The organism is Haemophilus parainfluenzae, assembly GCF_003252725.1.
In the GTDB taxonomy this organism is placed as follows: Bacteria; Pseudomonadota; Gammaproteobacteria; order Enterobacterales; family Pasteurellaceae; genus Haemophilus_D; species Haemophilus_D parainfluenzae_L.
On the sequence record NZ_QEPO01000002.1, the window covers coordinates 254780 to 277791 of the forward strand.

The window sequence follows — 23012 nt, forward strand, 5'->3', positions numbered from 1 at the left end:
TTTTTGAATAAAACGACAAATATTATTTAAAAAGGCATAGTTAATTAACTATGCCTTTTTATATAAACCCATTAGAATTTATAGTTTAAACTGAGAATGTAAGTTCTTCCTCGCGCAAAGTTATAAAGCACAGATTTGTCTTTTATTCCGTTATCGCAAGTATCATTTTTGCTACAAATGGAATCATTTAAGCTTGAATAATAGCGTTGAGATGCCGCATCGTTGCCAGAATCTAAAGGATCAACATAACGTTTATCTAGTAGGTTTTGTACTTCAGCTTTGATAATCAAATCTTTGATAGGTTCGTAACTTATATGCAAATCTAAAATAATTGGTTGTTTATTAATTTCTTCTGTTTTCTTAATTGCATAATAAGTTCTTTCATGACTAGTATTTAATTCAAATTCAGAGCCGTTAATATATTCTTCCTGAATGGTTGCTCGTTTGCTTTTCCCATAGTAACGAACTGCGATACCAACAGTTAATTTTTGATCAAACCAGCGAGAGCCAAGTTCTAATCTTCCATAATCTTTAGGTAACATTGAGATACGAGATAGACCATAACCTTGTTTTAGAATGTCATCTTTTGATGCGTTGTTAGGACGTGGACTTGCATCTGCATAATTGGTTGGTTGATTTGTTCGTTGGTATGCATAAGACAGATTTGCAAAGAAATGTCCCATGTCATAGTTAATTTCTATCTCAACACCGCTTTTTTTCACAATAGGATTATAATTTTGATGAGCAATAGTAAATCTAAATCCATTATTAGATGCCCAGTCAGGAACAACGCCATCTCTCCACCATACACCATATACATTATGAATATAATTTTTGATGAAACTACGGTATCCCACTAGTTTTAAACCTAGAACATCTTCTTCTGTAAAAACAGCTTTTTTATAGGTATTAAACCCAAGTTGATAAGTTTCAGCTCGCTCAGGTTTCAATGCCGTATTTACGCCGACATCAGAGACTTGAGAGAAGAACATTTCTTGAATATTTGGCATTCTATGTGTGCGCGAATAGGTGAAAAACGGCATAAAATAATCATTGATATCTGCACTAAGTGTTGCTGAGTGATTTATCGCTGTTTTATGTCCTGATTTATGCAAAATCGGTTCATTAATTTGTGTCGGTGTATTTTCGTAACCTACATACTCACCGTTAAATGCATAATGCGTAAAATTGACACTATAATCTAAATGGTAAATTCCTTTAGAAAGTGCGGTATCAAAATAAACAGTTTTAAATTTTTGTTTACCAGAAGGTTGTAAGATCACTGAACGTTGTGGTAATCCGCTTTTGCTCCCTTGAAAGCGGCCTAAATAACTATAGTTTCCTTGAGAGTGTGATTCATTGTTATAAAACAAACTTAATTCTTCTGGAAAACGGTTTTTACTATACTCATTAATAAAGTAGTTAAAGCCCAATGTGGTTTTTAAATCGATTTCTTTTGGCAATAAAAAAGTATAGCTATTGTTAATATCAATAATATTTGCCACATTCTTTGTAATTAATTTATCTTCTACTTGCCAACCAGAAAAGAATGCACCTTTAGGATAAATGGTTTTACCTAAGTTATGTGCTACCATTAGATTTAGATCAAGATAGCGATTATTATTAAAGTTATAATTTAATTGATAATTACGATTTTCAATTTTTCGAGAACCAATTTTATTATCGAGAGTGCGAATTTGTGCACCTAAGGTATGGCGATCATCACCATACTCAAATTTTAATAAATGGCTACGAGAACGAGATTGCAAACTGCCAGGTTCAATAGGTGCGACGCTATATTGATCTTTATTACGTTCAAATGATTTGTCAGTTTTTTCAATTCCATCATCACCTTTTTGGAGCTCTTCAATATCCTCAGGTTTTTTTCCTGCTCCTAATTGTTGTAGAATGTTTGCTCTAGCCTGATTTTTATAAATATTTTTTACACTGGTCTCTGTTTCTTCAGGATCGTATATATTGGATTTTTCAATATGAGTAATACAATTTGAATCGGTCCATATTGTTTCTGTTTCTCCTGTTAAATCATTAGAGCTTGTCGTTTTTTCTGTACTTCCATGAAATGTTGGATTGGGGGCATTACAAGACCAATGGTTTTTACTTAAATCAGGTGTCCACTGTCCAGCTGAATTTAAAACATAACCTGCATTGTGGAAATAGGCTTCTTTCTCTTTAGCAAGAATATCTTGTCCTAGAGAAGACAATCGTTCTCCTCCACCAATACGATAATCTTGTGAAACCTCACGTTGACTGTAACCATATACCACACCAACATAACCACCATTATCAAGCCATTTTCTACCTGCAGCCATTGTCATAAAATTTGATTTAGTTGCATTGCTCCCCGTCATTCCTTTTACGATGAGCCCAAAAGGTTTGTCATCAGTAATAACATCATTAACGCCTAATGTTCTAAAATTAGCACTCCCAGACAAGGTATTTATACCATTGGAACCAGAAAAATTACTTTTATTGACATCTACACCTGCAATAAAATTGGGATCTATCGCTGCACCAAATTGAGAGCTACCACCAGATTGTCCCGAATCCATTGAGGTGGAATAAAAGGTTTGTGTAACTCCATCAACCATTGTATTGACACGACCTAATCCATTTTCGCCACGAATATTCACAGAAACTACGCCAGCCCCTTTATCTTGTTGAGTAAAGGCTCCCGGAATGCTACGAATCACTTGATCTATAGTTTGTGTATCTTTAAATATATGTTCTCTTGTGCTTTTAGCTTTTGCTTCTGTAAATGGTTTCTTATCATTAGTTACGTTTTTTTCGACCACATTTATTTGATCGAGTATTTCTTCTGTTTGAGCTTCAGCAATATTAATGTTTATTGCATTTATTATGCAAAATGTAACTAAGTTTGATCTCATTTGTTTTTTCATTAATTACCTCCTGTCTTTATGAGAAAGATTCGTATTATCTTCTTCTAAGGAGTGAAATTCAAGGGATGAGATCATGAAATTAATATAATATCTAAAGAATCATTTTCATGTTATATATTGTGAAATTCTCAATTTCTTTTATTCATTGGCTGGAAAGTATTGCAACGATTATTGATGCTTGTCTTTTATTGGTAGAGTTTGTTTTTACCTTATAAGGAGGGGCTAAGATCTGATGTTGTATGTTTTCTTTAAATTTTGTATGAATTATTAATATTAATTTAGAATTATAATAGCCAATTATTTTTTAGCATTTAGCAAAAGAATCTTTAGAGAAATAAGGTATTTATGTCTATAATGTATTGGTTTTGAAAGTAAAAGGATGAAGATTATGGGGATAATTATCACCGTTGATGGCCCAAGTGGGGCTGGAAAAGGAACGCTTTGCTATGCATTGGCAGAGAAGTTAGGTTTTACCTTATTAGATAGTGGCGCCATTTATCGCGTGACGGCATTGGCTGCGCTGAAACGTCATGCAGACTTAACCGATGAAGAAGGATTAGCGGAGTTAGCCCGTCATTTAGATATTCAGTTCATTCCGAAGAATGGAGAAGTCAATGTGCTTCTTGGTGGGATGGATGTAAGCCATTTAATCCGTACGCAAGAAGTGGCTGAAGCTGCATCAAAAGTGGCGGTTTTCCCAAAAGTGCGGTCAGCTTTACTGCAACTTCAACAGGATTTTGGTAAAAATGATGGCTTGATTGCGGATGGGCGAGATATGGGAACCGTGGTTTTCCCAAATGCGCAAGTGAAACTGTTTTTGGATGCAAGTGCAGAAGAACGTGCAAAAAGACGCTATAAACAGTTGCAAAATAAGGGAATTAATGGTAACTTTGCACAGATTTTAGCCGAGATACAAGAACGCGATTTTCGCGATAGAAATCGTGAGGTTGCGCCATTGAAACCGGCTGATGATGCTTTATTGTTAGATAGTACAACATTGAGTATTGATGAAGTCATTGCTCAAGCGCTAGCTTATATTCAAGAAAAAGCGTCAATTTCGATTTAACTGTTTATTCAAGGAAGAATAGACATTTATCCTCAACCCCGCATTTTATGGATCTTAATGTGGATGTTATTAACTTAAATTAAGAAGATTATTTATATGTCAGAATCTTTTGCTCAACTCTTTGAAGAATCATTAAAAGGCCTTGAAACCCGTCAAGGTTCAATCGTTAGCGGTACTGTTGTTGCTATTCAAAAAGGCTTTGTACTTGTTGATGCAGGCTTAAAATCTGAATCTGCAATTCCTGTTGCTGAATTCCAAAACGCTCAAGGTGAACTTGAAGTTAAAGTTGGCGACACAGTAAACGTAGCTTTAGATGCAGTTGAAGATGGTTACGGCGAAACTAAACTTTCTCGTGAGAAAGCAGTTCGTCACGAATCTTGGATTGAATTAGAAAAAGCTTACGAAGAAAAAGCGACCGTTATCGGTTTAATCAACGGCAAAGTGAAAGGCGGTTTCACAGTTGAGTTAAACGGTGTTCGTGCATTCTTACCAGGTTCATTAGTTGATACACGTCCTGCGCGTGAAGCTGATCACCTACTTGGTAAAGAATTAGAATTCAAAGTAATCAAATTAGATCAAAAACGTAACAACGTTGTTGTTTCTCGTCGTGCAGTGATCGAATCTGAAAACAGCCAAGAACGTGAACAAATCCTTGAGAACCTAGCAGAAGGTTCAGAAGTTAAAGGTATCGTTAAAAACTTAACTGACTACGGTGCATTCGTAGATTTAGGTGGCGTTGATGGTTTATTACACATCACTGATATGGCTTGGAAACGTGTTAAACACCCAAGCGAAATCGTGAATGTAGGCGACGAAGTAACTGTTAAAGTATTAAAATTTGACAAAGATCGTACTCGCGTATCTTTAGGCTTAAAACAATTAGGTCAAGATCCTTGGGTTGCTATCGCTGAAAACCACCCAGTAAACAGCAAATTAACTGGTAAAGTAACTAACTTAACTGACTATGGTTGTTTTGTTGAAATCTTAGATGGCGTTGAAGGTTTAGTTCACGTTTCTGAAATGGATTGGACTAACAAAAACATCCACCCATCTAAAGTTGTAAGCTTAGGCGATACAGTTGAAGTAATGGTGTTAGAAGTTGATGAAGAACGTCGTCGTATTTCTTTAGGTTTAAAACAATGCAAACCTAACCCATGGACTCAATTCGCTGAAACTCACAACAAAGGCGACAAAGTTACTGGTAAAATCAAATCAATCACTGATTTCGGTATCTTCATTGGTCTTGAAGGTGGTATCGACGGTTTAGTTCACTTATCTGACATTTCTTGGAATGTTGCAGGTGAAGAAGCAGTTCGTAACTACAAAAAAGGTGATGAAGTTTCTGCAGTAGTATTAGCAGTAGATGCAGTGAAAGAACGTATTTCTTTAGGTATCAAACAACTTGAAGACGATCCATTCAACAACTTCGTAGCGATCAACAAAAAAGGCGCAGTAATTTCTGCAACTGTTGTTGAAGCTGACGCTAAAGGTGCTAAAGTTGAATTAGCAGGTGGCGTTGAAGGTTATATCCGTGCAGCAGACTTAACAAACGAAGTTGCAGCAGGCGATGTAGTTGAAGCGAAATACACTGGTGTAGATCGTAAAGCACGTATCGTTCACTTATCTGTAAAAGCGAAAGATCAAGCTGAAGAAGCAGCTGCAGTTGCAAACGTGAATACCAAACAAGAAGATGTTGCTATTCCAAACGCAATGGCTGAAGCTTTCAAAGCAGCTAAAGGTGAATAATTAATTCACATGAATAAGGCTGGGTCATTGACTCAGCCTTATTACTACCAGCTATAATTAACAAGGATTTAGCGGTAATTTATTATGAACTAATGCATTACCTGTAAGTCTTAATAACAAGTTTAAGTACAAATTTAAAGGAGAGTTGACGATGACTAAATCTGAACTAATTGAAAATCTATCAACAAAGCACCCAACTTTATCCGCAAAAGAAGTAGAAGGTATTGTAAAGGATATTCTTGAACTCATTGCACAATCTTTAGAAGAAGGTAATCGTATTGAAGTGCGTGGTTTTGGTAGCTTCTCTTTACACCATCGTCAACCGCGAGTGGGCCGTAATCCTAAAACCGGTGATTCTGTAAAATTAGATGCTAAATCGGTACCGCACTTTAAAGCAGGTAAAGAATTAAAAGATCGCGTAAATGTTTTTGCTTAAACATACCAATCGATATCAATAAAACGACACTTAGGTGTCGTTTTTTATTACAAATTTTGGCATAATGAAACTATTCTTAACAAGGAGATTGTGATGATTAAATATATTCTCGGACTCATTATTGTGCTAGCTATCGTAATCGTTGCGGTAACTATAGGGGCGAATAATGATCAAGTAATCACCTTTAACTACATTGTTGCTGAAAGCCAATTCCAACTTTCAACGCTAGTCGCGATTTTATTTGGTTTTGGATTAATTTTAGGTTGGTTGATTACCGGATTCTTCTACTTAAAATTAAAATTCAAAAATATGTCGTTAGCGCGTCAAGTTAAACGTCAAACATTACAAATTAACGAATTAACGACTACTCGCGATAAGGCAGTATAATGCTTGAATTACTCTTTCTGCTTCTGCCAATAGCCGCCGCTTACGGTTGGTATATGGGACATCGGAGTGCCAAGAAAGATCAGGAAGATATTAGTAATAAACTCTCCCGTGATTATGTCACGGGGGTCAATTTTTTGCTTTCCAATCAAACGGATAAAGCCGTTGATTTGTTTCTTGATATGTTGCAAAAACAAGAAACAGAAAATGAAATTGAAAGCAACTCACAATTTGAAGCTGAGCTAACGCTCGGTAATCTTTTCCGTTCTCGAGGCGAAGTGGATCGTGCTTTGCGGATCCATCAAGCACTCGATCGTAGTCCCAATTATTCTTTCGAACAAAAATTATTAGCTAAACAGCAACTTGCCAAAGATTTCATGACAGTCGGTTTTTATGACCGCGCTGAAGCGCTTTATATTATTATGGTGGATGAACCAGAGTTTGCTGAAAATGCACTTCAGCAGCTTTTGGTGATTTACCAAAAAACAAAAGAATGGAAAAAAGCCGTTAATATCGCAGAGAAGCTTGCCAAGATCTCACCCAAAGAAAATAATGTGGAATTAGCACAATGTTATTGTGAATATGCCTTAAGCGGTGAACTTGAAAGTGCGGTCGAAAAACGCAGTATTTTACAAAAAGCGCTGAATGTATCTCCAACCAGTGTGAGAGCATCAATGCTGCTTGCTGATTTAGAAATGGCTAATAAAAACTATCGTCAAGCCATTCACTTTTTAGAGAATATTCTTGATCAAAACCCAATTTATATTGGTGAAGTGCTGAAAACGCTCAAATATTGTTATGATGAATTAGGAGAGAGAGATAACTTTGAGTTATTCTTGATTCGAGCTAGCCAGCAGGTTAACAATACTAAAGTCGATTTAATGTTAGCAAGCGTGATTGAAGAGAAATATGGTAAGAGTGCCGCACAATCAAAACTTTATCAGCAGTTAACAAAACATCCGAGTACATCTATTTTCCACCGTTTTATTCAATTCCAAATTGATGATGCAGAGGAAGGGCGAGGTAAAGAAAGCTTAATTTTGCTACATAAAATGGTCGGTGAGAGAATTAAGCAAGGCTTTGGTTACCGTTGCTCAAATTGCGGTTATCAGACCCATAAATTAATGTGGAATTGCCCTTCTTGCAAACGGTGGGAATCCATCAAACCAGAACATAATTAATTGACACAGTGAGGTAAAATTATGAATAGCAAAGTAATCGTTGCATTAGATTACGAAACGGAAGCGCAAGCGCTATCCCTCGTGGATCAAATTGATCCAAGCTTATGCCGCTTAAAAGTGGGTAAAGAAATGTTTACCACACTGGGAACAAATTTCGTTAAGCAATTGCACGAGCGTCAATTTGATATTTTCCTCGATCTTAAATTTCATGATATTCCTAATACTGTGGCAAGAGCAGTGCGTTCTGCGGCTGATTTAGGGGTATGGATGGTTGATGTCCATGCTAGCGGTGGTCTGAAAATGATGGAAGAGGCGAAGAAAATTCTCGAGCCTTATGGAAAAGATGCACCGTTATTAATTGCAGTAACCGTATTGACCAGTATGGAGGATTTGGATTTATTACAAATCGGTATTAACTCTTCACCACTTGAACATGTTTTACGTCTTGCACATTTAACACAGCGTGCGGGATTAGATGGCGTCGTTTGTTCACCACAGGAAGTGGAGATTTTACGTAATGCTTGTGGCCCTGATTTTAAATTAGTCACACCGGGGATTCGTCCAATTGGAAGTGATTTTGGCGATCAACGTCGCGTTATGACTCCTGCTGCGGCTATCCGTTCTGGTTCTGATTATTTGGTGATTGGTCGCCCAATTACTCAAGCTGAAAATCCAGCAGAAGTGCTTCGTTCAATTAATTCATCACTTTTGTAATATGACAGAGAGTACTTTAGTTTATTCTACCGAAGTAGGTAGAATTAAAGAGCAAAATCAACCAGTACAACGCCCTAAAGGTGATGGTGTGGTTCGCATACAAAAACAAACCAGTGGTCGAAAAGGCGCAGGCGTTTCAGTGATTACAGGGCTAGATTTATCAGATGATGAATTGAAAAAGTTAGCGGCTGAACTTAAAAAGCGGTGTGGTTGTGGTGGTTCAGTTAAGGACGGCAATATTGAGATTCAAGGCGAAAAACGTGATTTACTAAAACAACTTTTAGAACAAAAAGGGTTTAAAGTAAAATTAGCCGGTGGTTAAGATAAGACAAAAATCCATCTTCAATTGAAGATGGATTTTTTCATAATTAGCCTTCCATAAAGTTTGGTTGGTAGGCAAAGAACATTGCACCTAAGAAACTTAACAAGGCAAATGCCAGAAATGCACTGTTTGGGTTGACCGCTTTACGACTAAAATATTTAGCCGAGAAGAAGATATAAAGCACAAGCATGATGATTTTCATGACCAACCAGCTTTGTAGCTGATAACCGACCAAGAAGAAAATCGTTAAGCCGCTTGCAATTAAAAGTGTATCAACTAAGTGTGGTAAAATTTTTAGCAGTTTAATCGCGCGCCAATTTTTCCCACTTAATTGCATTCCCCCACGGATAATTAATAATCCTAAACTTAAAAATGCACAAACAATGTGCAAATAAACTAACATAGTCACTCCAGATGTAAAAGGAAAGTGCGGTCAAAAATAACCGCACTTTAATTTCTTATTTTGCAATACGTTTATATTTAATACGGTGTGGTTGTGTTGCAGCTTCACCTAAGGTTTTCTTTTTCCATTCTTCGTAGTCAGAGAAGTTACCTTCGTAGAACGTCACTTTACCTTCATCACCGTAATCTAAAATATGAGTCGCAATACGGTCTAAGAACCAACGGTCATGGGAAATCACCATTGCACAACCAGGGAATTCTAAGATCGCATTTTCTAACGCACGTAAAGTTTCAACGTCTAAGTCATTGGTCGGTTCGTCCAATAACAGTACGTTACCACCACGTTGTAGAAGTTTAGCTAAATGCAAACGACCACGCTCACCACCCGATAATTCGCCCACACGTTTTTGTTGATCTACGCCTTTGAAGTTGAAGCGTCCAACATACGCACGGCTTGGAATTTCAAAGTTACCAATAGTGAGAATATCTTGTCCATTAGACACTTCTTCCCATACGGTTTTCTTATCATCCATTGAGTCACGGAACTGATCGACAGAGGCAAGTACCACAGTTTCACCCATTGTAATTGAGCCGCTATCTGGTTGTTCTTGACCTGAAAGCATACGGAATAGGGTAGATTTACCTGCACCATTCGCTCCGATAATACCTACGATAGCACCTTTTGGAATGCTGAATGATAAATCATCAATTAAAGTGCGATCACCGTAGGATTTGGTGAGGTTTTGCACTTCGATCACTTTATCACCTAAACGTGGACCAGGTGGAATAAAGAGTTCGTTTGTTTCGTTACGTTTTTGATATTCGCCTGAGTTCAATTCATCAAAGCGTGCCATACGCGCTTTGCTTTTCGCTTGACGGCCTTTCGGATTTTGACGAACCCATTCTAACTCTTTCGCAATTGATTTTTGACGCGCATTTTCAGTTGCTTGTTCTTGTTCTAAACGTTTCTCTTTTTGCTCTAACCAAGAAGAGTAGTTACCTTCCCAAGGAATACCTTCACCACGGTCAAGTTCTAAGATCCAACCTGCTACGTTATCTAAGAAGTAACGGTCGTGGGTAATCGCCACAACAGTACCTTCGTAGTCATGTAAGAAGCGTTCTAACCATGCTACAGATTCCGCATCTAAGTGGTTGGTTGGCTCGTCTAATAAGAGCATGTCTGGTTTTTCGAGTAATAAACGACAAAGTGCGACACGACGACGTTCGCCCCCTGATAAATGCTCAATTTTTGCATCCCAATCCGGTAAACGTAAAGCATCAGCTGCACGTTCTAATTGGTTATCTAAATTGTGACCATCGTGTGCTTGAATAATGGCTTCAAGGTTAGCTTGTTCAGCCGCGAGTTTATCGAAATCCGCATCAGGATCAGCATAAAGCGCATAGACTTCATCTAAACGGGTAAGCGCCGTTTTTACTTCAGAAACCGCTTCTTCTACCGCTTCACGCACAGTTTGTTGCGGATCAAGTTTTGGTTCCTGTGGGAGATAACCGATCTTAATACCTGGTTGTGGACGAGCTTCACCTTCGAACTCTTTATCCACACCCGCCATAATGCGTAAAAGGGTTGATTTACCCGCACCATTTAAGCCGAGCACCCCGATTTTGGCACCAGGGAAGAAGCTTAAAGAAATATCTTTCAAAATATGGCGCTTCGGTGGCACCACTTTGCCGACACGGTGCATCGTATATACAAATTGCGTTGACATAATTCTCTCGATGTTATGAATAAAAGTGCGGTTATTTTACTTGATGTTTATGGAATAAGCTATTTGAAAGGCAAAAAAAACCACCCATACAGGGTGGTAGGAAAGTAGTTTAGCTATATTTATGATTATTTTATTTAGGAACTTTATGAATATCAAGCAATCACTTGACGAAACAAATAGTACATAAATTTCAGTTATAAGGGAAATGCGAATGAATCATTTTTTGATAAAAATCAATAAAATCATAGGATTTTTTACTTTTAGACTGATTTTTATTCGATTTTGATTGGGAACTGCTTGTGATAAAATCTGTCTATTCAATCATTTAGCCACTCTTTTTTCTTATTTATGTTTAAAAAATTACTTCTTGGATTATTGCTGATTTCACCTTTTTCAGCGCTAGCGCATCCCCACGCATTCATCGATATGCAAACGAAACCCTTAGTGAAAGATAATCAATTAATTGGTTTCTCGACGCAGTGGTTACTTGATGAGGCCAGTTCTTCAGCCGTCCTGTATGATGTGAAACAGGCGAAAGGGGATAAGGCCGCCCAACAGAAGTTAATTGATGAAGTCATGGCGAACGTTGTGAATGAACATTACTTTAGTTATGTCTTTGACAAAGAAAATCATAAGATTAAATACACAAAACACCCTGAAAATTACGGTATGCGTGTGAAAGGGAACGAGGTGGAATATTATTTTGATTTTCTTTTGGTACAGCCACAGGCCTTACAAAATAATGAATTTACGCTGATGACTTATGATCGCACTTATTATGTGGCTATGCGGTATGCAGAACCAGGCAAAAGAGCGGTTGATTTTTCATCACTTCCTGCAAATTGCAAAGGCGAGGTGCTGGAACCTAATGTCGATGAAAAAATTCAATCTTACGCATCATCATTGGATAAATCGCAAAAAAATGAAGATGATTCTCTTGGTGTATTGTTTGCGCAGAAAGTAAAAATTAAGTGTGAATAAAAATGAAGTTAAAACTAACCGCACTTTTTATTGGTTTATTAACGATTATCTTCGCATTATTACCTTGGCTGTTTGTGCAAGTTGCTGATTGGCAAAAAGCCTTTAATCAGTTGATCTCTGAAAATCTACACCAGATTCAAGCACATTCATCAACGGCAGGATTGTGGTTGATTTTTGCCGCCTTTTCTTATGGTGTATTACATGCATTAGGGCCTGGGCATGGCAAATTTATTATCGCTAGTTATCTTTCTACGCACGAAAGCCAACTTAAGACCAGCGTACGCTTAAGCTTGCTTTCCTCTCTCATGCAAGGTTTTGTCGCAGTTGCTGCAACCTCCATTGTGGTGGTGATACTTAATCTTTCCTCAAAATATTTTAAACTTAGTCAGTTATGGCTGGAACGTAGTGCTTTAATTTTATTAGTGCTGTTAGGGCTTTATTGGATCGCTCAAGGTCTGAAAGGCTTAAAGAAAAAGCAATCTTTTCGTATCACATCGATTCAATCATTACCAAAACAGATTGGAACAGCTTCGCCTTTTCGATATGGGCAAGGAAAAGTAAGCCAAACACAGTGTAGCTGTGGGCATCAACATCTACCGAATAATCAACAGCTTAAGCAATCAGGTGATTTAAAATCTCAGCTCTTAGTGATTTTGACTATTGGTATGCGACCGTGTAGTGGCGCTATTTTTGTGCTCTTTCTCGCTTATATGCTGGATCTTTATTGGTGGGGAATTGTAGCTACGTTTGCCATGTCTCTGGGCACAGGATTAATGCTTTCACTTTTTGCTGCGTTAGTGCGCTATGCGAGAAATGTCGCAACGCGATTAGGCCATTGGTACGGTTTAACTGGTTCTAATCAAAAAGGTGAGGCCATGATTAAATGCATTGCGGGCGCAATTATGATCTTTTTTGCACTAAGCTTGTTATATGGCTCGATGGGGGCTGTAACAGGTGGCGCAGCCTTGTTTGGTGGGTAAAGAAAAGGGCAGCGTTTGCTGCCCATTTATTTGAAAATAGATTATTCAACCCAAGTAACGATTTCTTCAATTGGTCTACGAGATTTTTTGGTAATGTCTCTCGTTCGATAACCAAATGTTGCTGCCACGGATACGCCCCATTCATTTGGATCAAAGAGGCCTTCAGCGGCTAAAACTTCATTCATTTTATCGTAGTTAAAGCCTTCAATAGGGCAAGAATCTACACCGATAGCGGCAGCACCAGTTAGCATATTCGCTAATGCAATGTAGGTTTGTTTGCTTGTCCAGTCAAATAATGCTCGTTCGCTTTCTGCGGTTTTCATTTCAACTTCTTGTAAGCCTTTATATTTTTCCAAGGCTTTTTCTAATTGCTCTCCTTGTAAACCTCTACGCACCGCCACATCACGGAAGAAAGGCGTGTCATATCGAGCATTTTTCTTCGCAAGAATGATCACTAAATGACTACAATCATCTAATTGATATTGCATACCCCAGCTAAAAGGTTTGAGCTTATCGCGCAATGCTTTATTTTGAATAACTAAGAACTTCCATGGCTCAGAACCGACTGAACTTGGTGATAAACGAGCAAATTCTAAAATTGCCGCGAAATCTTCTTGGCTAATTTTTTTATTCGGATCGTAATAACGTGTGGAACAGCGATTTTCGAATACCTGAAGCATCTGTTCGCGTGTAATTTGACTCATGTTTTCTTCCTCTTAACATTATCTAATTTGTGATCTTTTGACCGCACTTTAGCGCTCTTTCCAATATCCAATCCACTCTTTGAGTAATTGCATATTTTTCGTAATTGCGCCACCTTGCGGAATAAAATGCATCATATTAAGTCCATAACTGTCAGGCGTAATGCCTTCACCTACACTTGCAGGTAACACATCAAAGCCTTGTTGTTGGAATAATAATTTTGCACGTTGCATATGCCATTCATTGGTAACTAAAATAATTTTATGAATACCTTCTTTTTCCAATATTTGTTTGGTGAAAAGGGCATTTTCTTTGGTGGTAAGTGCTTTAGGTTCAATCCATTTAGTTGGCACATTAAAGAAGTTTTGGAGCTCTTCTGCGGCGATTTTGGCCTCAATGGCACCAGTTGGACTCGCCCCTGTAATCAATAGTGGCAAGTGCGTTTCTTTTTGTAAGAAAGCGGCATAACGTAAGCGTTCAAGTTGAATACCCGTTGAAGCTAATGGCGCATAAAGCTCTTTGCTATCACGTAAACCACCACCCAGTAAAACGATCGCTTGAGCTTGTTGATAATCTTGCAGTGTTAAATGATCTTCAGTAATGAGACTGTCTTTAAGTACTTGTGCAGTGTAAGGAATACTTAAAAGATAGAGTAGTGAGAAACCAAGTGCGGTCGAAATTCGGCTTAATTTTTTAAAATTGAATTTAGCTAGAATAAGAGATAGCCCCCACAAAATTAAAATATTAAATGGGGGAAGAATCATGGCGGTAATGAGTTTTTTCAATTCAAACATTATTTATCCAATTCAACAAAATCCAACTCTTTAGTCCACAATTTCGCATAGCTGCTATTTTTACCATAAGAGTTATCGCAAACACGATTTGGAATTTCTAACAAGCAAGAGAAAATATGACCATGTAAGCGAGTTGTGGTCACTTTGTCGTTCGCTAAGAATACTTGCGCAACACGTTTTACAATGTGCTGAGTATAGGCATACCAGAATTGATGGCAGAGATCTTTTAGCCAACTTAAACCAAATTTATTGGCCATTTTACTCATTCGCCAACTTAATGCTAAAACCACATCATCTTCGGTTGAAAGAATGTCTTCCCAGTCTTTTACATTGCTGTTGGCGGGCAGTTGCGCGAGGATATTTTTCTCTACATCACTTGCTTCAATGTCTTTACGCAAGAAATAAAGTTGTTCACCCGTTGTGCCTTGCTTGGTTTCCATCGTGCCATAAAGCTGATGTGCCATATCCGGTGATAAATAAACATGATCAGAAAATTGTGCAAATAAGTTCTCCGTTCTTTCATCGCGAGCTAGTAGATGGCAATCACTGTGGCTACGGAAAAGTGCGGCTGATTTTTGCAGATTTTCTTCGTGCTTAAAATAAGCGGTTTGTGGTAACACAATAATGCGATTATTCGGAAAATGGGTCACCATTTCTTCACGGATCTTTTGATGCTGCGGATAAAGATCACCAAAGTTGCCACCACCATGTAAAAGAATGGTAGTGTTCGGTGTAATTTTTGCTTTGACTTCTTTAAGATCTAAATCATATTCACAGCGTTTTAAGGTCACGTTAATGTGGAGATCTTTGAAAAATTGTTCTGTGCCGTGATAAATCAATAAATCGCCCACGTTCAAATGAAGCGGGTAGTCAAAATAAAATACGTCGTTTTTATCTTTGATCAGTTCAACAATAGGATTCAGTTTATTTTTTAAATCAATAAGGAGTTGATTCATTTTTTACTCTTTTCTTTAAATAGCTAAACAAGAAATTTTTTTCTGCTGTGTTTAATCCGAAGATTAAAATGACACAGATTAATACCATTTCTAAGATGATGGATTGTCCAATAAATTCCAATAAAGAATAGCTACGGGTAGTATCTGATATATAGATGATACCTAATAGCAGACCAAACACCACGCCGACATTCACTAAATATGAGACAAATTCTTTTTGGTTAAATTTAATTTTTTTATTAATAAAATATAATCGATAGATTTGTGAGATGACCATCGTACTAAATTTACCCACAAAGGCAAATACTGGATTATAACCTAGTGTGAACAAATAATAAGCCAATGGCACCGTACAAAGATCAATTAACGCAACGATGATATTGTATTGTTTTACGGTAGATGTGCCAATGGCTAATGCACTCATCCAAAATGCGCCAGCCATTGCGCTGATTAATAAGCAAGCAATAATAGCTTGTACAAGTTGTTCAGTATATTGCGGAAGATGATCGCCTAACCAAAATGTCAGTAAGGTATGGGTGAAATACAATACAGGCGCAGAGAGAATCGCCATTAAATAAAGTGAATATTTTGAAATACCAAGAATTAATTGGCGATTGCGATCATAATCTTTTGCTGCATAAGACTGGACTAACTGCGGATTAGCCGCCATTTGGAAATTATTCACAAAGCTATAAACAGCACCTTCTACCTGAGTCGCAATAGCGACAGCTGCATTGACTGCTACGCCAAAGAATAGGTTAGATACCATATTCAAGCCTTGTGTTGAACCCACATAAGCGACTTGCCCCATAAGCATCCAACCGGAAAAACTCACCATTTCTTTAGTTTTGCTTAAATCTTTATATAAGTGGAAACGTGCGGCCTCTTTGAAATAATATTTAGTGAATAACACATAAAGGGAGAGCACAATTAAGCTGACTGAAAGCAATAAGCAACCATAAGTAATCAACTTATCGTAATGTGTGATATGGCTTAAGATAAAGACAGAGGTCAGTTTTAAAATGGTTTCCCCTAATCCCAACCAAGCATAGAATCCCATTTTCTCGTGTGCAACAATCATGGCATTAAATGGCACCTTGATGATTTCAACAAGGGCAATAATTAATGCTAATTGGTAAACGATATTTGCGGCTTGCAAGCGTTCAGCGGGGATCACCAATTTGTGATTTAAAAACCATAAACCGACGGTTTCGGCTAACACGAATACGATAAAAATAATGAGTAGGTGATTTAAGATACTAATATTAAAGACTTTATTGACACGTGGAATGTCATTCGAGGCTTTTTCTACGTTAATAAAACGCTGAGTAGTGGCGGTCATTGTGCCATTAAAAAAGGAAAATAAGACCACGACACCCATCACAATGTTGTAGATACCAAAATCTTCCACACCCAATACCTGCAATACCACACGAGAGATATACAGCATCGCCCCCATATTGAAGAGCATTCGGATGTAAAGAAATAGCGTATTTTTGGCAATGGTTTTATTTGACATTGTGAGAATGAAATTAGAAAAATTGGAGGAATTATAGGGGGGATTGGGGTGTGTAGCAAGCATTGTGCAAGTTCTAAGCAATTGTACGGGCGTAGTAAAAAGAAAAGGCTAAATATAATTTAGCCTTTTGTTATTTAGACGATGCAGACAGCTAGATCTAATTGCTTGTTATGGAATTGATGTAATGTACCACGATGGCCGACACTTAGAATGATCATATTCGGTAAGCGCTCTTTAATTGTTTTATAAAGAAGGTACTCGGTTGGCTCATCAAGTGCTGATGTGGTTTCATCTAAAAAGACCACTTCAGGCTTCGTCAGTAAAATCCGAATAAATGCCACACGCTGTAATTCACCCGGTGACAAAATTGCTTGCCAATCGTTCTCTACATCAAGGCTATGAAGATATTTATCTAAACAGCAATCAGCCAGTGTTTTTTCCAATTCAGGATGATAAGGATCGATATCCGGATAGCAAATCGCTTCACGTAGCGTACCTTGTGGCATATAAGGACGCTGTGGTAAGAATAAACTGGTCACACAAGGATGTTCCACCAGACCCACTGTCTCAAAAGGATAAATCCCCGCCATCGCTTTTAATAGCGATGTTTTCCCTGTGCCAGATGGACCTTGAATTAATAAAGCATCACCATTTCTTAATTCAATATTTAAGTTATTAAGCAACAATCTGCCTTGGTCATCTTTAATACCAAAATTTGATAACGCAACACGGTTAGAACATTTCATTGGTTGATGAACCTCTAAATGATCTAATTCATCCAATTTCGTCATAAAACCATAAAGACGATTTAAACGCGCTTGGTAGAGCGTAAATTCTTCATAGAACAAACGGAAGAAGGAAAGTGCGGTCATTAATCGGTTAAATGCTTGCACAGTTTGGTGCATATCGCCCAGTTTGATTTGTCCAGTGAAAAAACGAGGCGCTTGCAGCATTAGCGGTAAGAGTTTTGCAACACGTGTGACACTTCCATTAAAGCCGTCTAATCCCAACATTCTCAATACAATTGCCCAACGGTTATGAATGATTTGAGCAAATTTGTTTTTCAGTAAATGCTGTTCTTGTTGTTCACCTTGATAGAACGCGATACTTTCTGCATTATCTCGCACTCGAATTAAAGAATAACGGTAGTCACCATTGAGTTTTTCTTTATTAAAGTTCAGCTTAATTAAGGGATGTCCAATCCAAACGGACATTAATGTTGCAAGGATAATAAAAGCATAAATAAAGAAAACGACGCCTTTTTCGATATTTAATCCGAAAAGACTTAACACGCCAGAGAGACCAAAGGATGATGGTAAATTCAATGGTAGTCAGAACAGAATTAATCATGCCACGTACAATAGTGACAGTGCTACTAATAAATTCACGTGCATCTTGTTCAATACGTTGATCAATATTATCGGGCAGATCTTTTTCGTATTTGAGGCGATAGTATTTTTTATTTTCTAACCATCGTTTAACAAGGACTTTATTCAAGCTTTCCAACCAACGGATTTCAAATACTTGCTGTAAGAAATAATTGGCAATGGAGTGGATAACTTGTACTAATACTAAGAGTGCGTTCAGTTTTGCAAAGAACCAAAACTTGTCCGCATCTAATTCCTGCATTGAGCTATAAAGCCCGTTATAGAAAAAAGAGTTGAGTACGCTAAAGCGCACTTCTAACAAAATCATGGTAAACAACACCAGTAGCATAATGATGATTTTGATGCTGTTACGGCGATTAATCGAAGGAGATGCAATATGCCAAAACTTTTGACCAAATGAGGTTTGTTTTAATGCTATCATCACCATGCTAAAGCATAAAACTACCCAGAAAAGTGCGGTCAAAATCCAGCTTAAACTTGAGTTAAGTTCAGTTTGCCAATTCATTGATTATCCATAAAGTAAAAAACGAAAAAAGGGCGAAATGATTCGCCCTCGTATTGTGCGCTCAATTAAAACTCAACTTTCGTGTTGAAGATAAATTCACGTCCATAACCTAATGCAACAGGGATTAACGTGTTTGTTGCGTTACCAGAGGTAGATGGATAGTAAGTTTTATCTGTTAAGTTTTTACCGTTAAGTTGGAAGGATACTTTCTTGCCAGAGATTTTTGTATCGTAAGCAATAAAGGCATCATATACCACGGCATGAGGTAATTTGTATGCTTTTGTGTAATCACTGTTATAAGCATGCCAAGAACCTAAATAACGAGCACCACCACCAACACGGATGTTACCAAAATCAAATTCACCTACGTTGTAAGCTAAGAATAGAGAAGCTTGATGTTTTGGTACACCTGAAAGTTGTTGATTTACCGCATCAGGATAAAGTTCATTTTCAAGTGATTTTACTTTGGTGTATGTATAGTTAGCCGCTACGCTTAGACTATCCGTAATTTGACCATTAAGATCAAATTCCACCCCACGAGAACGTTGTTTGCCGACGATATTCAATTGCGCATTTGAACCAGAACCAACGGATTCAGCCACATTGCGTTTGCTGATATTGAATAATGCAAGTGTTGCATTAAAGCCTGAGTTTTCGTATTTTGCACCAATTTCAAAAGATTTACCTTGTTCTGGTTTTAAATCGCCGCTAACAGGTGTTGCCACACTCATTTGTGGACGGAAAGATTCGGAGTAGTTCGCAAATGTTGCAATATGTGGCGTAAATTTATATACGGCACCTAATTGATACAATAATTTACCATCGTGCTGATCGGTATTTCCGGTTTTGGTTAGATTTTGACCTTTTTTACAGTTTGCTGCATTTAAGCAGTGACGTCCTGCAAATTGATCAAAATACTCATAACGTAAGCCACCCGTCATGATAAAGTTATCTGTAAAGTAGGCGGTATCTTGAATATAAATACCAACAGTTTTGAGATAGTTATATTGATAGGCGTTGCCGTTACCATTTTTATGTGCTGCAACAGGGCTGGTATAGTTTGGATTATCAATATTGATATCAGAATTCATGATGCCTTGGTTATAAATAGGACCAAGATCACGAATATTACGCATTGCATCAATACCTGCTACAAAGCGGTTAGCGATATCACCAATACCAAATTCACCAACGATATTTAATGTACCGCTATGAACGCGTTGATCGCCTTGTTGCTGTTCAATCGCACGGCTGGCTGTACGTGTCTTAACGTTAATATTTGTAATACGAGCTTGATCGTAGAAATATTTGTAACGAGCATAGCTATAACCCGCATTTAATTTCCAACCGTCACTCAATTTGTGTTCGATTTTGAAATCAATGTTATCGGTTTTTGCTGTAGTTTCATTATTTGGTTCATCTAAACGACGCGATACAGGAATATCGGGTAATGCATTAGTTGCCGTTAAAAGATTTGTACCACGATCAAATGGCTCAAGAATATCTTTGTGCTCATAAGAAAGAAGTACTTTAGTTTTATCATTTTCCCAAGAAAGTGATGGTGCGTAAGTGGTATTTTTCACTTTGCCAAAATTACGCCAGTAGTCTTTTTCTTGTTTGTCATAAATAAAGCGGTAAGCAAAACCATTTCCTAACCCACCAGTAAAATCTAATTGCGTTCCCCACAGGCTATGATTACCTAAGGTTCCACCAACGACATAACGTGGCGTTTGTTGTGGTTTTTTAGTAATGATATTAACTACACCACCTGGATCTTGAATACCATAATACAGATGCAGGTCCTTTTAAAACTTCAACGGTTTCAGTTGTCGCGCTAAAGTTTTTAGCTGGGCCAGCTTGTAAACCGTTACGCATAATTGAGTTGTCACGGTTTCCACCAAAACCACGTTTTTGAATAGAGTCAAACATACCACCTAAAGTATTTGCTTGACTAACACCACTGACATTATAAAGTGCATCAATGAGTGATTCAGGTTTGCGATCTTCTAGTAGCTTGGTCGAAAGAATATTTACTGTGTTTGGCGTGTCGAATACAGGCACTTCAGCTTTCGATACAACGGATGTCCCGGTTGTTTGATAACCATTTTGTTTAATCCCCGTATCTTGAACATTGATTTGCTCAAGCACTTCGGTGTTTGTATTTGCGGCTTGTTCAGTTTCTGCAAAAGTAGAAGCGGAGAAACTCGCTAAAAGTGCGGTTGAAATAAGGCTTAATTTAAATTTCATAATTGTTTTCCGATATATAACCCGATAGATAATAAAAGAGTTGCAAGTATAGCGAAAACGTTTTCGTCGATCAATGCAAATTATTTTCATTTATAGGTGTGATTTATTCAGAAAAAATTTATTCAAATTAAACAGGGGATAAAAAGAAAAAATCCCAAGCTAAAAGGCTTGGGATTGTAATATGGTGCGACTAGCTGGACTCGAACCAGTGACCCCCACCATGTCAAGGTGGTGCTCTAACCAACTGAGCTATAGTCGCGTAAAGGATGTGGCAGATGATAAACAGTTTTAATGATGAAAACAAGGGGATTTGTTTTAAGTTAAATTTAGCTGCTAAAAAAATAACCAAAATTTGTTGCAAAAACTCTCAGTGCTTGTTTTGATTTTGCAGTGGTTTAAGCGTATAATGCGCGATAGTTTTTATCTCGGATGAGCCGAAATTAAAAAAGCTTTTTTAAATTGTAACTATTTGTGGAGTTTAGATAATGTCTAGAAAATTAAGAAGAACGAAGATTGTATGTACAATGGGTCCAGCTACAGACCGCGATAACAATCTTGAAAAAATTATCGCAGCAGGCGCTAATGTTGTACGTATGAACTTTTCTCACGGTACACCAGATGATCATATTGAGCGTGCTGAGCGTGTTCGTTCGATCGCGAAAAAATTAGGTAAAACCGTGGCAATTTTAGGTGACTTACAAGGTCCTAAAATTCGTGTTTCTACTTTTAAAGACGGCAAAATTTTCTTAAATGTTGGCGATAAATTTATTCTTGATGCGGAATTACCAAAAGGTGAGGGTAATCAAGAAGCTGTTGGTTTAGACTATAAAACTCTTCCACAAGATGTTGTTCCTGGCGATATTCTTTTATTGGATGACGGCCGTGTTCAATTAAAAGTACTTTCTACAGAAGGTGCAAAAGTATTTACTGAAGTGACTGTTGGTGGTCCATTATCAAACAATAAAGGGATCAACAAATTAGGTGGTGGCTTATCTGCAGATGCATTAACTGAAAAAGATAAAGCAGATATCATCACTGCAGCTCGTATCGGTGTAGATTACTTAGCGGTATCTTTCCCACGTTCAAGTGCAGACTTAAACTATGCACGTGAGTTAGCAAAACAAGCGGGTTTAGAAGCGAAAATCGTTGCTAAAGTTGAACGTGCTGAAACCGTAGTTGATGAGGCATCAATGGATGATATTATCCTTGCTTCTGATGTGATCATGGTTGCACGTGGTGACTTAGGTGTTGAAATCGGTGACCCTGAATTAGTTGGCGTACAGAAAAAATTAATTCGTCGTTCACGTCAATTAAACCGTGCAGTTATTACAGCAACTCAAATGATGGAGTCAATGATCAGCAACCCAATGCCAACTCGTGCAGAAGTAATGGACGTGGCAAATGCGGTATTAGATGGTACCGATGCGGTAATGCTTTCAGCGGAAACTGCAGCAGGTCAATATCCAGCTGAAACTGTAGCGACAATGGCACGCGTATGTTTAGGTGCAGAAAAAATGCCTAGCATCAATATTTCTCATCACCGTTTAGATCGTGAGTTCAGAGATATTGAAGAATCAGTAGCAATGTCTGCAATGTATGCAGCAAACCACTTAAGCGGTATTGCAGCAATCATTACATTAAGCCACTCTGGTCGTACACCATTATTAATGTCACGCATCAGCTCTGGTTTACCAATCTTTGCACTTTCTCGTGTTCAAGAAACATTAAACCGTTGCGCATTATACCGCGGTGTCACTCCAGTTCATTTTGATGGTGAATCTCGTAGCTCTGCAGGTGCAAAAGCAGCGATTAACCTATTAAAAGAAAAAGGTTATTTAGTTTCAGGTGATCTTGTTTTATTAACACAAGGTGATGAATCAGAAGGTACAACTAACGTTTGTCGTACTTTAACAGTTGAATAATCAACATTCATGAATAAAAAAGAGCGGTGGATTTTTCCACCGTTTTTTTATATCTAAAATATTGAAAATATTGACCGCACTTTTTTCTTAAAACCACCTCGTATTTGCGGTATCATAAGCAC

The 23012-nt window shown here is 37.7% G+C and carries 17 protein-coding genes, 1 tRNA gene and 2 pseudogenes; 10 read left to right on the forward strand and 10 right to left on the reverse strand.

The annotated features are described in order from the left end of the window. Positions 1 to 71 precede the first annotated feature (71 nt). Positions 72 to 2918, reverse strand: a complete 2847-nt coding sequence (locus DPV85_RS03875; RefSeq protein ID WP_111327123.1) for a TonB-dependent receptor domain-containing protein — start codon at positions 2916 to 2918, stop codon at positions 72 to 74. A 388-nt stretch (positions 2919 to 3306) separates the two neighbouring features. Here DPV85_RS03875 and cmk point away from each other — a divergent pair, with 388 nt between their 5' ends. The 7 genes from cmk (at position 3307) to yciH (ending at position 8767) form a co-directional block, all read left to right on the forward strand. Next, entirely contained in the window at positions 3307 to 3984 is a 678-nt protein-coding gene (gene cmk / locus DPV85_RS03880) for a (d)CMP kinase (protein ID WP_111327124.1), read from the forward strand. A 96-nt stretch (positions 3985 to 4080) separates the two neighbouring features. Continuing rightward, complete coding sequence (rpsA, locus tag DPV85_RS03885) at positions 4081 to 5730, forward strand: 30S ribosomal protein S1 (RefSeq protein ID WP_054419321.1); 1650 nt, start codon at positions 4081 to 4083, stop codon at positions 5728 to 5730. A 145-nt stretch (positions 5731 to 5875) separates the two neighbouring features. Then, positions 5876 to 6166 carry an integration host factor subunit beta gene (locus DPV85_RS03890; RefSeq protein ID WP_279386107.1) on the forward strand — a complete coding sequence of 97 codons (291 nt, stop codon included), beginning with the start codon at positions 5876 to 5878 and terminating at the stop codon, positions 6164 to 6166. 93 nt (positions 6167 to 6259) lie between these two features. Continuing rightward, a complete protein-coding gene (locus DPV85_RS03895; RefSeq protein ID WP_049369025.1) occupies positions 6260 to 6553 on the forward strand; it encodes a LapA family protein in 294 nt (97 codons plus the stop codon). Further along, the gene (gene lapB / locus DPV85_RS03900; protein ID WP_111327125.1) at positions 6553 to 7731 is read left to right on the forward strand and encodes a lipopolysaccharide assembly protein LapB; all 1179 of its coding nucleotides are present in this window, start codon (positions 6553 to 6555) and stop codon (positions 7729 to 7731) included. Before DPV85_RS03895 ends, lapB begins: the two co-directional genes overlap by 1 nt. Before the next feature lie 21 nt (positions 7732 to 7752). Next, entirely contained in the window at positions 7753 to 8445 is a 693-nt protein-coding gene (pyrF, locus tag DPV85_RS03905) for an orotidine-5'-phosphate decarboxylase (protein ID WP_111327126.1), read from the forward strand. 1 nt (position 8446) lies between these two features. Beyond that, positions 8447 to 8767 (forward strand): stress response translation initiation inhibitor YciH, encoded by a 321-nt coding sequence (gene yciH / locus DPV85_RS03910; protein ID WP_111327127.1) that lies wholly within the window; start codon positions 8447 to 8449, stop codon positions 8765 to 8767. Positions 8768 to 8813: 46 nt separating this feature from the next. On the opposite strand, the gene DPV85_RS03915 is transcribed toward yciH, so the two are convergent. Continuing rightward, the gene (locus tag DPV85_RS03915) at positions 8814 to 9170 is read right to left on the reverse strand and encodes a SirB2 family protein (RefSeq protein ID WP_165816470.1); all 357 of its coding nucleotides are present in this window, start codon (positions 9168 to 9170) and stop codon (positions 8814 to 8816) included. Positions 9171 to 9225: 55 nt separating this feature from the next. Then, on the reverse strand, positions 9226 to 10896 hold the full coding sequence (gene ettA / locus DPV85_RS03920) for an energy-dependent translational throttle protein EttA (protein ID WP_111327129.1): 1671 nt from the start codon (positions 10894 to 10896) through the stop codon (positions 9226 to 9228). 348 nt (positions 10897 to 11244) lie between these two features. Here ettA and zevA point away from each other — a divergent pair, with 348 nt between their 5' ends. Both zevA and zevB read left to right on the forward strand, forming a co-directional pair. Next, positions 11245 to 11877, forward strand: coding sequence for a zinc transporter binding subunit ZevA (gene zevA, locus DPV85_RS03925; protein WP_111327130.1), 633 nt, complete (start codon positions 11245 to 11247; stop codon positions 11875 to 11877). Between the two features lie 2 nt (positions 11878 to 11879). Beyond that, positions 11880 to 12857 carry a zinc transporter permease subunit ZevB gene (gene zevB, locus DPV85_RS03930; RefSeq protein ID WP_070582330.1) on the forward strand — a complete coding sequence of 326 codons (978 nt, stop codon included), beginning with the start codon at positions 11880 to 11882 and terminating at the stop codon, positions 12855 to 12857. A 41-nt stretch (positions 12858 to 12898) separates the two neighbouring features. Here zevB and DPV85_RS03935 read toward each other — a convergent pair whose 3' ends face one another. The 7 genes and pseudogenes from DPV85_RS03935 to DPV85_RS03965 form a co-directional block, all read right to left on the reverse strand. Beyond that, complete coding sequence (locus DPV85_RS03935; RefSeq protein WP_111327131.1) at positions 12899 to 13561, reverse strand: NAD(P)H-dependent oxidoreductase; 663 nt, start codon at positions 13559 to 13561, stop codon at positions 12899 to 12901. Positions 13562 to 13609: 48 nt separating this feature from the next. Then, entirely contained in the window at positions 13610 to 14353 is a 744-nt protein-coding gene (locus tag DPV85_RS03940; protein WP_049376249.1) for a YdcF family protein, read from the reverse strand. Continuing rightward, the gene (locus tag DPV85_RS03945; RefSeq protein ID WP_111327132.1) at positions 14353 to 15309 is read right to left on the reverse strand and encodes a polysaccharide pyruvyl transferase family protein; all 957 of its coding nucleotides are present in this window, start codon (positions 15307 to 15309) and stop codon (positions 14353 to 14355) included. Before DPV85_RS03945 ends, DPV85_RS03940 begins: the two co-directional genes overlap by 1 nt. Further along, positions 15290 to 16828, reverse strand: a complete 1539-nt coding sequence (locus DPV85_RS03950) for a lipopolysaccharide biosynthesis protein (protein WP_111327133.1) — start codon at positions 16826 to 16828, stop codon at positions 15290 to 15292. Before DPV85_RS03950 ends, DPV85_RS03945 begins: the two co-directional genes overlap by 20 nt. 134 nt (positions 16829 to 16962) lie before the next feature. Further along, positions 16963 to 18721 (reverse strand): annotated as a pseudogene (locus DPV85_RS03955) (ABC transporter ATP-binding protein/permease). Positions 18722 to 18786: 65 nt separating this feature from the next. After that, positions 18787 to 20968 (reverse strand): annotated as a pseudogene (locus DPV85_RS03960) (TonB-dependent siderophore receptor). A 182-nt stretch (positions 20969 to 21150) separates the two neighbouring features. Beyond that, positions 21151 to 21227 (reverse strand) — tRNA-Val (locus DPV85_RS03965). A 226-nt stretch (positions 21228 to 21453) separates the two neighbouring features. On the opposite strand from DPV85_RS03965, the gene pyk reads away from it, so the two are divergent. Next, the gene (pyk, locus tag DPV85_RS03970; protein ID WP_111327134.1) at positions 21454 to 22890 is read left to right on the forward strand and encodes a pyruvate kinase; all 1437 of its coding nucleotides are present in this window, start codon (positions 21454 to 21456) and stop codon (positions 22888 to 22890) included. Positions 22891 to 23012: the final 122 nt, after the last annotated feature.

Bases quoted from the DNA above. Each gene is read 5' to 3' on its own strand.
- DPV85_RS03875 (WP_111327123.1), bottom strand. From the start codon at position 2,918: ATGAAAAAACAAATGAGATCAAACTTAGTTACATTTTGCATAATAAAT.
- cmk (WP_111327124.1), top strand. From the start codon at position 3,307: ATGGGGATAATTATCACCGTTGATGGCCCAAGTGGGGCTGGAAAAGGA.
- rpsA (WP_054419321.1), top strand. From the start codon at position 4,081: ATGTCAGAATCTTTTGCTCAACTCTTTGAAGAATCATTAAAAGGCCTT.
- DPV85_RS03895 (WP_049369025.1), top strand. From the start codon at position 6,260: ATGATTAAATATATTCTCGGACTCATTATTGTGCTAGCTATCGTAATC.
- lapB (WP_111327125.1), top strand. From the start codon at position 6,553: ATGCTTGAATTACTCTTTCTGCTTCTGCCAATAGCCGCCGCTTACGGT.
- pyrF (WP_111327126.1), top strand. From the start codon at position 7,753: ATGAATAGCAAAGTAATCGTTGCATTAGATTACGAAACGGAAGCGCAA.
- yciH (WP_111327127.1), top strand. From the start codon at position 8,447: ATGACAGAGAGTACTTTAGTTTATTCTACCGAAGTAGGTAGAATTAAA.
- DPV85_RS03915 (WP_165816470.1), bottom strand. From the start codon at position 9,170: ATGTTAGTTTATTTGCACATTGTTTGTGCATTTTTAAGTTTAGGATTA.
- ettA (WP_111327129.1), bottom strand. From the start codon at position 10,896: ATGTCAACGCAATTTGTATATACGATGCACCGTGTCGGCAAAGTGGTG.
- zevA (WP_111327130.1), top strand. From the start codon at position 11,245: ATGTTTAAAAAATTACTTCTTGGATTATTGCTGATTTCACCTTTTTCA.
- zevB (WP_070582330.1), top strand. From the start codon at position 11,880: ATGAAGTTAAAACTAACCGCACTTTTTATTGGTTTATTAACGATTATC.
- DPV85_RS03935 (WP_111327131.1), bottom strand. From the start codon at position 13,561: ATGAGTCAAATTACACGCGAACAGATGCTTCAGGTATTCGAAAATCGC.
- DPV85_RS03940 (WP_049376249.1), bottom strand. From the start codon at position 14,353: ATGTTTGAATTGAAAAAACTCATTACCGCCATGATTCTTCCCCCATTT.
- DPV85_RS03945 (WP_111327132.1), bottom strand. From the start codon at position 15,309: ATGAATCAACTCCTTATTGATTTAAAAAATAAACTGAATCCTATTGTT.
- DPV85_RS03950 (WP_111327133.1), bottom strand. From the start codon at position 16,828: ATGTCAAATAAAACCATTGCCAAAAATACGCTATTTCTTTACATCCGA.
- pyk (WP_111327134.1), top strand. From the start codon at position 21,454: ATGTCTAGAAAATTAAGAAGAACGAAGATTGTATGTACAATGGGTCCA.